An 11,809-nucleotide genomic window follows, 5' to 3' on the forward strand; every position below is an offset into this window, starting at 1 on the left:
CAGTCAGCCCCCGGCTCAGTACAAAGGCATGTCGGGTTCGACGTCGCGAACCCAGTGTTTCATGCCGCCTTGCAGGACTTTGGTGTTAGCGAAGCCGGCTGCCAGCAAGGTACTGGCGGCTTGTTCGGCCCGGGTTCCGGCGTAGCAGATCAAATAGTGGGTGTTGTCCCGACTGAGGCTGTCGAGGTGCCCGTCCAGTTCGGCGAGGGGGATATGCACCACGCCCGGCAATTTGCACACTTCCAGTTCGCTGGCGTCACGCACGTCCACCAGTACGTCGGCGCTGCGCGGGTGGTCGAGCAGTTGCTTGAGCACGCGGGGCTTGATATAGCGTTCTTCGGCCAGTGAAGGCTTGTTCGGCACTGCGTCGGCGCAGACCGTTGGAGTGTGGGCCTGGCTGTGGCGCAGTTCCGAGCAGCACGGGCAATCAGCGCGGCGCTTGAAGCGGATCTCGCTGAACTTCATCGCCAGCGCATCAAAACGCATCAAGCGGCCGGACAAAGGCTCGCCAATGCCGATCAATAGCTTGATGGCCTCGGTCGCCTGGATCATCCCAACCACGCCGGGCAGTACGCCGATCACGCCCCCGGCGCTGCAATTGGGGGCCAGTTCGGCCGGCGGCGCGCTGGGGAACAGGCAGCGGTAGCACGGGCCGCCTTTGTAGTTGAGCACGCTGATCTGCCCGTCGAAGCGGTAGATGGCGCCGTACACCAAGGGCTTGCCGAGTTGCACGCAGGCGTCGTTGACCAAATAGCGGGTGTCGAAATTGTCGGTGCCGTCGATCACCAGGTCGTAGGCGCCCACCAGTTCCAGGGCGTTGTCGGCATTCAGGGCGGTGTCGTGGGCATTGATCTGGATATGACTGTTGAGGTCTTGCAGGCGCTGCTTGGCGGATTCGACCTTTGGCATACCCAATGTGCTGTTGCCGTGGACGATCTGGCGTTGCAGGTTGCTGCTTTCCACCACATCGAAGTCCACCAGCCCCAGGGTGCCGATGCCGGCGGCTGCCAGGTACAGGCTGATCGGCGAACCCAGGCCACCGGTGCCGATAATCAGCACCTTGGCTTTCTTGAGGTTCAACTGACCTTCGCGACCGACACCCGGTAGGGTGATGTGGCGCACATAGCGCTGTACTTCCTCGTTGCTCAAAGCGTCGACGTCGATGCCGCCCGACGTGGCGAGCAGTACTTCGATTCTGGCTTTTTCAGGCAGCCGTTCATCGGCACCAATCAGCTCCTCCTCAGCGGTAAACAGGAAGTGTTCCTTGAGCTGGTTGTTCTTCTCGTGAAACAGGTGCGGACGCAATTGCGGGTGGCTGCCGCAGAGGTTTTCAATGACTTCGCGCAATGTCGATCCGGTGCCCTCGAGGGTCGATTCCGGCAGCTTGGCCACGCGAACCAGAATGTCAGGGAAAGAGACAGCGTTCATGGACAACTCCGTGTGCAGGTCGTTGAAAGGTTTAAGGGCGAAATGCTTGCCATCCCAGGCAAACAGCTTGGAGCCCAGGGCCTGGCCCTGGCGAACGTCTACCACCAGGTAGCTGACGGGGTAGATCGGCTCGCCCATGAACAGCGCCTTGTCCTGGTCTTCGTCGCTGAAATAGGCACCCACATCCGGATGGGAGTGGTAGATCACCACCACCGGGTTGTCGCTGCGAAACGCCTTGTTCATCAGCAGGGTGTCGGCCACCGAAAACGTGTAGCCATTGGCGGCGCTGCGCGGGTACATCTCGGGGTTCTTGCGGTGCAGCTCATTCTGGATATTGTTGCCCAGGTACACGCTGCCGTCGGCGAAGACAAAACCACAGCATTCCTCGGGGTAGCTGCGGCTGGCGTGGGCGTAAATCTGTTCCAGGGCTTTTGGGCGGAGGACGTCCATGTTTCTCTCGCGTTGCTCATGTTGATGGGAAAGGAGGGTCAATTTTTCTTGGCCATGAGTTTCTCGATGGGCAATTTGGTAATCGCAAAGCCGGCCAGCAGAATGGCCGAATACAGCATCAGGTCGCGGGAAATCGCCAAGCCTTCGTACCAGGCGCCGATGATCACCGCGAACACCGGAAAGATGATGAACACGAACGACAGGATGATCGGGCTCAAGCGCTTGAGCAGCATGAAGTACACGATGAACCCACCCACTGAAGCCACCAGCCCCAGGTAGAACAGGGCACTCCAGGAGCGCAGGGTGATGTCTTCGAATGTCGGTGTTTCAAACCACAGCCCGGCGACGAACAGCATCATCCCGGCAATGCCGATGGGCAGAGTGTTGTAGGTGATAACGCTGATGGCGCTGCCTTTTTGCTTGGTAATCACGTAGCACAAGGCATGCATGATTGCCGCGGTCAGGATCGCCAGGACGCCAAAGAACTCCGCGTGGTCCAGGTGCAGGCCCTGGCTCTTGATGATCATGTAGAGGCTGCCGAAGCCGATACCGATGCCGACCACCTGGGAAAAGTAGATACGTTCGCGCAGGAACAGCGCGGAGAAAATCAGGATGAATACCGGCATGCAGCTGAATAACAAAGCGGTGAGGCCGGACGAGACATGCATCTCGCCGTAGTTGAGCAGGTAGTAGGGCACGCTGAAGTAGGACAAGGTCACGAACACGAAGAACCAGCGGCTCTCACGTGGAAACAGGATCGGCTCGCGACGCACCATGGCAAAACACAGGAACAGCGGGAAGGCGATGAGGAAGCGCAAACCGGCGGAGGTCAGTGGCGGAACGCTCTCCACGGCAATCTTGATCCCCAGCCAGGTTGTGCCCCAGCTCAGGCACACGATCAGGAACATCACGCTGGTGACCAAGCCGGCCAACCACTGTTTTTGGGGTTTTGTCTTGGCAGTGTTTTCGAGAACGGCGGACATTGGCATCGTTTATTGCTTCCCTGAGCCGGAATTGAACTCTATATTGAGCGTGTAATGAGTTGTAAAATTCGGCGATTGAACCCGTAAAAGCACACTATTAGGGCGAAAGATGGCTGTCAAAACAAATATTGACATGGTGTCAATTATGCGTGAGGGGTTGTCCAGCGGGCAGGGCGTGAAGTACAAGCGCCTGTCCGATGTCATGGAACGGGGCATCCTCGAAGGCTTGATTGAGCCGGGACGAAAACTGCCGCCCCATCGGGTGCTTTCCGACAATCTTGGCGTCACCATCGGCACTATCAGCCGCGCTTACGGCGAGCTGGAACGTCTGGGGTTGGTTGTCGCGCGGGTCGGTGACGGCACGTTCGTGCGCAAGCGTGGGATGGAGCGCCAGCGCGATGAAGGTTTTCGCAACTTCAGCGAAGAGCCGCGCCAGTTTTTCGACATGAGCCGCAACATGCACATCCCAGGGCAGGAAACGCTGTTTCTGGCCCAGAGCTTCCAAACCCTGTCGACCAACGCCAAGTTTCTCCAGGATATCAGTGCCTACACCCCGGACGCCGGCCTGCCGCGCTACCGCGAAGCCGGTGCGCAGTGGCTGGTGCAGCGTGATTTTCATCCGATCCCCGAGCAAGTCATCTGCGTCAACGGCGGCCAGCATGGCTTGCTGTGCTCGATGATGGCGCTGTTGCGGGCCGGCGATACGGTGGTCACCGAACAGCTGACTTACCCCGGTTTGATCACCGCCGCGCGCATGCTGGGTATCCGGTTGATCGGCCTGGAAATGGATGAAGAAGGTGTGCTGCCGAGCGCGCTGGATGAAGTCTGTCGTAATCACCGGGTCTCAGCGCTGTATTGCACGCCGACGATCCAGAACCCGACCACCGCGGTGCTCTCGGTGGCGCGTCGCGAAGCCTTGGTCAGGGTGTGTCGCGAACACAACCTGCTGATTCTTGAGGATGAAGCCCACGGTGTGCTGGTCGAGGACCGACCACCGCCCCTCAGCCATTTCGCCCCCGAGCGTACGATTTTGATCAGTAGCCTGAGCAAGGCGGTGTCGGCCGGGCTACGTGTGGGCTATGTGCATGCGCCGCCGGCGTTGGTCAGCCGTATTTCGGCGGCGCTGCGTTCGACCTGCTGGATGGCCACGCCTGTCACCCTTGAGCTGGCCACCCAGTGGATCGAGAACGGCACGGCGCAATACCTGTTGCGCCAGCAGATCAATGAGATCAGCCGCCGTAAGGCGCTGGTACGCGATCTTCTGGCGGGCCTGGAATACCGCACCCACCTCAACAGCCCGCATTTCTGGATTGAAGTGCCGGAGCCGTGGCGTGCGTCGGAAATCGAGGCGGAGCTCAGGCAGAACAACTACTTGATTGCTACGGCCGAGGCGTTTGCCGTGGGGCAGACGGCGGTGCCGCAATTTATTCGGGCGAGTATCTGTAATACGTCGGGGAATGATCAGTTGTTGCGGGCGGGGTTTGATGCGTTGGCCACCGCGCTGGGGCAGGGGGGAGGAAGGTTTCAGCTATAAGCTATAAGGTTTCAGCTATAAGCGCCAAGCCACAAGCTGCAAGACTAGAAGAGCCGATTGGTTCTTTCTTGTAGCTTGTAGCTTGTAACTGCTTCACTTGAACCTGCGCTCCACCCCTTTCTCCACCAAAATCTTCGCTGAAATCTCTTCCACCGAAAAATGCGTGGAATTGATATGCGCAATATTCTCGCGACGGAACAGATTTTCTACCTCGCGCACCTCGAACTCGCACTGGGCATAGCTGGAGTAGCGGCTATTAGGCTTGCGCTCATTGCGGATCGCAGTGAGGCGGTCCGGATCGATTGTCAGGCCAAACAGCTTATGCGAATGCGCCCGCAGGGCGGCCGGCAGCGTCAGGTGCTCCATGTCATCTTCGGTCAGCGGGTAGTTGGCCGCACGAATGCCGAATTGCATAGCCATGTACAGACAGGTTGGGGTCTTGCCGCAGCGCGAAACGCCCACCAGGATCAGGTCGGCTTTATCGTAATAGTGAGTGCGGGCGCCGTCATCGTTGTCGAGGGCGAAGTTGACGGCCTCGATACGCTCCATATAGTTGGAGTTATGACCAATGGAATGGGACTTTCCTACTGAATAGGAGGAGTGTTCACTCAACTCCTGCTCCAGTGGCGCCAGGAACGTCGAGAAGATGTCGATCATGAAACCATTGGAGGTTGCGAGTATCTCACGGATGTCTTGATTGACGATGGTGTCAAAAATGATCGGCCGAAAGCCGTCTTTTTCAGCCGCCAGATTGATTTGTTGTACCATGGCCCGCGCTTTATCCACGCTGTCGATATAAGGCCGGGTGAATTTGGCGAAGGTATTGTTTTCGAACTGCGCGAGCAGGCTTTGACCCAATGTTTCGGCTGTGATGCCGGTGCCGTCGGAGATAAAGAAAGCAGATCGTTTCATTTGAGCCCTGGGCCTTAAGCTGATGGCGAATCTTGGATATGATAGGCGCGATTTTGCCGTCCCGCAGTGGGCCGCATTCTCACTTATTTTCCAGGTCCAGGCCACAAGCGCTGGCGAATGCTCCTACTGAGCTGCCGGCGTCCTGAGCTTTTCCAACACAGTTAGTGGAGAGATCACCTTGGTAGAGTACGTAGTTTCCCTCGATAAGCTCGGCGTCCATGATGTAGAGCACGTGGGGGGCAAGAACGCATCCCTCGGCGAGATGATCAGTAATCTTGCAGGCGCTGGTGTGTCGGTGCCTGGTGGTTTCGCCACCACGGCCCAGGCTTACCGGGATTTCCTCGAACTGAGCGGCCTCAACGCTCAGATCCACGCCGCGCTGGACGCTCTGGACGTCGATGACGTCAACGCCCTGGCCAAGACCGGCGCCCAGATCCGCCAGTGGATCATGGACGCCGAGTTCCCTGAGAAGCTCAACGAAGAAATCCGCGTCGCCTTCGCTGCCCTGTCGGCTGGCAACCCGGACATGGCCGTCGCCGTGCGCTCGTCGGCCACCGCCGAAGACCTGCCAGACGCCTCCTTCGCCGGCCAGCAAGAGACCTTCCTGAACATCCGCGGCGTGGAAAACGTGATCCGCGCGGCCAAGGAAGTGTTCGCCTCGCTGTTCAACGATCGCGCGATTTCCTACCGTGTGCACCAAGGTTTCGACCACAAGCTGGTGGCCTTGTCCGCCGGTGTACAGCGTATGGTCCGTTCGGAAACCGGCACCGCCGGCGTGATGTTCACCCTCGATACCGAATCGGGCTTCCGTGACGTGGTGTTCATCACCGGCGCCTACGGCCTGGGCGAAACCGTTGTACAGGGCGCGGTCAACCCAGACGAATTCTACGTACACAAGCACACCCTTGAAGCCGGCCGTCCGGCCATCTTGCGCCGCAACCTGGGCAGCAAGGCCATCAAGATGATCTACGGCGACGAGGCCAAGGCCGGTCGCTCGGTTAAAACCGTTGATGTCGACAAGGCCGAGCGCGCGCGTTTCTGCCTGACCGACGCTGAAGTCAGCGAATTGGCTAAACAAGCAATGATCATCGAAAAGCACTACAAGTGCCCGATGGACATCGAGTGGGCCAAAGACGGTGACGACGGCAAGCTTTACATCGTGCAGGCCCGTCCGGAAACCGTGAAGAGCCGCACTTCGGCCAATGTCATGGAACGCTACCTGCTGAAAGAAACCGGTACTGTACTGGTGGAAGGCCGTGCCATCGGCCAACGCATCGGCGCCGGCAAGGTGCGGATCATCAAGGACGTGTCCGAAATGGACAAAGTCCAGCCAGGTGACGTACTGGTTTCCGACATGACCGACCCGGACTGGGAACCGGTGATGAAACGCGCCAGCGCCATCGTCACCAACCGGGGTGGGCGTACCTGCCACGCGGCGATCATCGCCCGTGAGCTGGGCATTCCTGCGGTAGTGGGTTGCGGTAACGCCACCCAACTGCTCAAGGACGGCCAGGGCGTGACGGTTTCCTGCGCCGAAGGTGACACCGGCTTTATCTTTGAAGGCGAACTGGGCTTCGATATAAAGCAGAACTCCATCGACGCCATGCCCGACCTGCCGTTCAAGATCATGATGAACGTCGGCAACCCGGACCGTGCCTTTGATTTCGCGCAGTTGCCGAACGCCGGCGTTGGCCTGGCCCGCCTGGAGTTCATCATCAACCGCATGATCGGCGTGCACCCCAAGGCCCTGTTGAACTACGACGGCCTGCCGCTGGATATTAAAGAAAGCGTCGACAAGCGCATCGCTGGCTATAACGATCCGGTGGGCTTCTACGTCGAGAAGCTGGTGGAAGGCATCAGCACCCTGGCGGCGGCGTTCTACCCGAAAAAGGTCATCGTGCGCCTGTCGGACTTCAAGTCCAACGAGTACGCCAACCTGATCGGCGGAAAACTCTACGAGCCGGAAGAAGAAAACCCGATGTTGGGTTTCCGTGGCGCCTCGCGTTACATCAGCGAAGCGTTCCGTGACTGCTTCGAGCTCGAATGCCGCGCCCTCAAGCGCGTGCGCAACGAGATGGGCCTGACCAACGTCGAGATCATGGTGCCGTTTGTGCGCACCCTGGGCGAAGCGAGCCAAGTGGTTGACCTGCTGGCGGAAAACGGCCTGTCCCGTGGCGAAAACGGCCTGCGCATCATCATGATGTGCGAACTGCCGTCCAACGCCATCCTGGCTGAAGAGTTCCTGGAATTCTTCGACGGTTTCTCCATCGGCTCCAACGACCTGACCCAGCTGACCCTGGGCCTGGATCGCGACTCCGGGATCATCGCTCACCTGTTCGACGAGCGTAACCCTGCCGTCAAGAAGCTGTTGGCCAATGCTATCCAGGCTTGTAACAAGGCTGGCAAGTACATCGGTATCTGCGGCCAAGGCCCTTCCGATCACCCGGACCTGGCCAAATGGCTGATGGAGCAGGGCATCGAAAGTGTCTCGCTGAACCCTGATTCCGTGCTGGAAACCTGGTTCTTCCTGGCGGAAGGCCAAGCGTCGGCCTAAGGTCGTCACGTCAAAAGTGCCGGTCACCCGCTGAGGGTGACCGGCATTCTTATCTGTGCAGGGCGGAAATCCTTCCGGACGCCGCCCTTTTTTGTGCAAGAGCATTATGCAAAGCAGCAGCAACCTGTTTCCCGTCGCCCTGATCAGCGCTGAACGTCGTGGCGACCTGAGTGAAGATGTGTACCGCCTCAAACCTGGCAACAGCCCCGACGGCACCGTGGAGTTGGCGGTTACCCGTTTGGGCTTGGCCGATGCCTCGGAAAACCGCGGTATTCCGGTTATTTTGTTGCATGGCAGTTTTTCCAATCGGCGCTTCTGGTATTCGCCCAAGGGGATCGGCCTGGGCGCTTATCTGGCGCGCCAGGGCTTTGATGTGTGGATCCCGGAAATGCGTGGCCACGGCTTGTCCAAGCGCAATCATCACTACGCTCGCAACCGCGTCGCGGACTACGCACGCTATGACTTACCGGCCATTGGCGCCTTTGTGCGCGAGCAAAGCCGACAGGTTCCACACTGGATCGGCCACTCCCTGGGGGGGACAAGCTTGGCGGCGGCCTTGGGCGGGCAGCACCTTGGCGCGCCGGCAGTGGCTTCAGTGGCACTGTTTGGCTGTCAGGTCAGTCGCACCCACTGGCCGTTGAAACTCCCCCCGGTGGAATGGACGGGCCGCTTGCTCTTGAAGCGCTTCGGCGAGCTGTCGGGCTCGCGCTTCAAGCGCGGCCCTGAGGACGAACCTGCGGGCGTGTTGATCGAAGCTATGCGCTGGAATGGCCTGTTCGGGCGGTTTGGTGAAGGTAAACACGACTGGTGGAAAGGCTTGGCAAGCGTCGATGTGCCGCTGCTGGCTGTCAGTGCTGCCGGGGATCATCAAGACCCCGACTGGGCCTGCCGCAAGTTGTTTGAGCAAGTCGGCTCCGAGCACCGCCAATACTTGTGCCTGGGCCGCCAGCGGGGGTTTAGCGGGGATTTCGGGCATGTGGAAATGCTCGTCAGCAAAGCCGCGCAGGTCGAAGTGTGGCCATTGGTGGCGCAGTGGCTGAAAGATCCGCTCACACCCTTGTCTGGCGCGCAAGCCGAGGTATTGGCCGAGGCTTGAAGGAGCGCTCTGCCAAGGGCGTTTCACTCGTGTGTGGTTGCGGCTAAGATATGACGCGTCAAACGCTTCTGGTCATATTCAGTCGCGCAGTGGCTATTGCGTTGCGGCGAAGCGGATGGGATGTTTCGCACCTGCTTTGCCTGGCGCTTCTTTCGAAAGACACCTCTTTGACAGAAAGGAATTTTTCAATGAACCATTACGTGACTCCCGACCTGTGCGACGCCTACCCGGATCTGGTGCAAGTGCTTGAGCCGATGTTCAGCAATTTCGGCGGACGAGATTCGTTTGGCGGCGAGATTGTCACCGTCAAATGCTTCGAAGATAACTCCCTGGTCAAGGAACAAGCCGACCAGCCTGGCGCTGGCAAGGTGCTGGTGGTCGACGGGGGTGGTTCGCTGCGCCGCGCGCTGCTGGGCGACATGATTGCCGAGAAAGCCGCGAAAAACGGCTGGGAAGGCCTGGTGATCTACGGCTGCATCCGTGACGTCGATGTGATCGCCCAGACCGACCTGGGTGTTCAGGCTCTGGCCAGCCATCCGATGAAGACCGACAAACGCGGTATCGGTGACCTGAACGTAGTGGTCACGTTTGCAGGCGTGACGTTTCGCCCGGGTGAATACGTATACGCCGATAACAACGGCGTGATCGTTTCACCCAGTCCGCTGAAAATGCCTGAATAAGACAGGAGTGAGGATGTTCGAGGAAGAAAACGCGCAATGGGGGCTGGTGCATGCCCTGGTGCTGGACGGTAAAGGCGGTGCGCGTTCGATTGCCCGGACTGAACTCGATGATTTGCAACTGCAGCCCCAGGAAAGCCTCTGGCTGCATTGGGATCGCAGCCACCCGCAAACCCAGACCTGGCTACGTAAATCCAGTGGGTTGAGTGAATTCGCCTGTGACCTGTTGCTGGAGGAAAACACCCGGCCGCGCCTGTTGCCGCTGCCGGACTCGGAATTGCTGTTGTTCCTGCGTGGGGTCAACCTCAACCCGGGCGCAGAACCGGAAGATATGGTTTCGGTGCGTATTTTCGCGGCGGCCAGTCGTGTGATTTCCCTGCGATTGCGCCCGTTGCGCGCCACTGATGAGTTGCTGGTGCAATTGGCGGACGGTAAGGGGCCTAGAACCGCGTCGGAACTCATCCTTTATATGGCGCAGTACTTGACCCATAAAGTGCAGGATTTGGTCGCCGACCTGTCGGAAGTCGTCGACGCCGAGGAAGAAAAACTCGATACCGACGAACGGTATACCCCGGAACATGGCAGCGTTCTGCAGATCCGCCGGCGAGCGGCCGGTCTGAAGCGATTCCTCGCGCCGCAGCGGGATATTTTTGCCCAGCTCACACGCATCAAATTACCCTGGTTCTGCGATGACGATGCCGACTACTGGAACGAATTGAACAACAGCCTGACCCGTTACTTGGAAGAGCTCGAATTGACCCGAGAGCGCGTGGGGCTTGTGCTTGAGGCCGAAGATCGGCGCTTGAGCGTGCGTATGAACCGCACCATGTACCGCTTCGGGATCATTACCGGGATCTTCCTGCCGATGAGTTTTCTCACCGGTCTGCTGGGTATAAATGTGGGGGGTATTCCGTTCTCCGCCAGCCCCTATGGATTCATGATTGCGTGCCTGTTGATGGCCTCGGTTGCGCTCGGCCAGTGGTGGCTTTTTCGACGGTTGCGCTGGGTTTGAGCTGAATATGAGCTGAACGTAGGAAAGGTCGTATGTGACCCCGAGAATTTTACCCTCGTCTTTTAAAACACTTGCGAGAGGTCTTTATGCACGATCCGTTCGAACAGTCTTTGCGTGACATGCTCAATGCCTCGCCGTCCAACCGCGACGACGATGCTTGCCTGGGCCGCGTGTTGAAAACCGCCAACCGTCAGGTGGGTGCGGGTGACCTGTTCGGTCTGCTCGGTCGCTGGGTTCCGGCATTGATGATGGCCCTGAACAACGGTTCGGCCCACGTATCGCCGGTTTCCCGTCGTAAACCTCTTGCTCGCACTGCTGATAAGGCTGATTGAATATGGAACTTGATCTCTGGACCCAGAGCCTGGTCACCGCGATGACCGCATTGTGGACCAAGGTGGCGAACTTCATTCCCAACCTGTTTGGTGCACTGGTACTGGTACTGCTGGGCTTTGTCGTGGCCAAGTTGCTCGACACTCTGCTGTCCAAATTGCTTGCAAAACTGGGCCTCGACCGCTTGATGGCAGGCACTGGCCTGACTAAGCTGCTGGGCCGCGCGGGGCTGCAGGTGCCGATCTCCACATTGATCGGCAAAATCGTTTATTGGTTTGTTTTGTTGATTTTCCTGGTTTCTGCGGCTCAATCCCTTGGGCTTGAGCGAGTATCAGCTACGCTCGACATGCTGGCGCTGTATTTGCCGAAAGTTTTCGGCGGCGCGCTGGTATTGCTGGTAGGCGTTTTGCTGGCGCAATTGGCCAATGGGCTGGTGCGTGGCGCCGCTGAAGGTGTGGGGTTGGACTATGCCGCCGGTCTTGGGCGAATCGCTCAGGGACTGGTAATCATCATCAGTATTTCGGTCGCGATCAGCCAGTTGGAGGTCAAGACTGACCTGCTCAACCACGTGATTGTGATTGTTTTGATTACCGTTGGTCTGGCCGTTGCGCTGGCCATGGGCTTGGGAAGCCGGGAAATTGCCAGTCAGATTCTTGCGGGAATCTATGTGCGTGAGCTGTATCAGGTAGGGCAACAGGTGCGTGTGGGCGAGGTCGAAGGGCAAATCGAAGAGATCGGCACAGTCAAGACGACAGTACTCACCGATGACGGCGACCTGGTGTCGTTGTCCAATCGGATTCTCCTCGAGCAGCAGGTCAGTAGCCGCTAATCCG

Annotated in this window: 10 protein-coding genes; 7 read left to right on the forward strand and 3 right to left on the reverse strand. The window is 58.7% G+C overall.

Translation table 11 applies throughout. The features are described 5' to 3' along the window. Positions 1–15 precede the first annotated feature (15 nt). Both moeB and AACY08_RS02705 read right to left on the reverse strand, forming a co-directional pair. A complete protein-coding gene (gene moeB / locus AACY08_RS02700; RefSeq protein ID WP_339467874.1) occupies positions 16–1,878 on the reverse strand; it encodes a molybdopterin-synthase adenylyltransferase MoeB in 1,863 nt (620 codons plus the stop codon). A 38-nt stretch (positions 1,879–1,916) separates the two neighbouring features. After that, positions 1,917–2,810 (reverse strand): DMT family transporter, encoded by an 894-nt coding sequence (locus AACY08_RS02705; RefSeq protein ID WP_175403055.1) that lies wholly within the window; start codon positions 2,808–2,810, stop codon positions 1,917–1,919. Positions 2,811–2,970: 160 nt separating this feature from the next. Between AACY08_RS02705 and AACY08_RS02710 the strand changes: the two genes are divergently transcribed. Next, positions 2,971–4,395 (forward strand): aminotransferase-like domain-containing protein, encoded by a 1,425-nt coding sequence (locus tag AACY08_RS02710; protein WP_339467876.1) that lies wholly within the window; start codon positions 2,971–2,973, stop codon positions 4,393–4,395. Between the two features lie 93 nt (positions 4,396–4,488). Here the strand turns inward: AACY08_RS02710 and ppsR are convergent, their stop codons facing one another. Next, positions 4,489–5,307 (reverse strand): posphoenolpyruvate synthetase regulatory kinase/phosphorylase PpsR, encoded by an 819-nt coding sequence (gene ppsR / locus AACY08_RS02715; protein ID WP_027603681.1) that lies wholly within the window; start codon positions 5,305–5,307, stop codon positions 4,489–4,491. Between the two features lie 178 nt (positions 5,308–5,485). Between ppsR and ppsA the strand changes: the two genes are divergently transcribed. From ppsA to AACY08_RS02745, 6 genes are all read left to right on the forward strand, one after another. Beyond that, entirely contained in the window at positions 5,486–7,861 is a 2,376-nt protein-coding gene (gene ppsA / locus AACY08_RS02720; RefSeq protein ID WP_339427937.1) for a phosphoenolpyruvate synthase, read from the forward strand. 106 nt (positions 7,862–7,967) lie between these two features. Next, entirely contained in the window at positions 7,968–8,957 is a 990-nt protein-coding gene (locus AACY08_RS02725) for an alpha/beta fold hydrolase (protein ID WP_339418817.1), read from the forward strand. Between the two features lie 188 nt (positions 8,958–9,145). Continuing rightward, positions 9,146–9,637 (forward strand): ribonuclease E activity regulator RraA, encoded by a 492-nt coding sequence (rraA, locus tag AACY08_RS02730; protein ID WP_339467878.1) that lies wholly within the window; start codon positions 9,146–9,148, stop codon positions 9,635–9,637. Positions 9,638–9,650: 13 nt separating this feature from the next. Further along, the gene (locus AACY08_RS02735; protein ID WP_339418813.1) at positions 9,651–10,646 is read left to right on the forward strand and encodes a zinc transporter ZntB; all 996 of its coding nucleotides are present in this window, start codon (positions 9,651–9,653) and stop codon (positions 10,644–10,646) included. Positions 10,647–10,732: 86 nt separating this feature from the next. After that, on the forward strand, positions 10,733–10,978 hold the full coding sequence (locus tag AACY08_RS02740; RefSeq protein ID WP_025854229.1) for a hypothetical protein: 246 nt from the start codon (positions 10,733–10,735) through the stop codon (positions 10,976–10,978). Positions 10,979–10,980: 2 nt separating this feature from the next. Further along, positions 10,981–11,805: a mechanosensitive ion channel family protein gene (locus AACY08_RS02745; protein WP_131699687.1), complete on the forward strand. Its 825-nt coding sequence runs from the start codon at positions 10,981–10,983 to the stop codon at positions 11,803–11,805. Positions 11,806–11,809 lie beyond the last annotated feature (4 nt).

The sequence above is a fragment of the Pseudomonas sp. EL_65y_Pfl1_R83 genome (genome assembly GCF_963970695.1).
Classification (GTDB): domain Bacteria; phylum Pseudomonadota; class Gammaproteobacteria; order Pseudomonadales; family Pseudomonadaceae; genus Aquipseudomonas; species Aquipseudomonas tritici.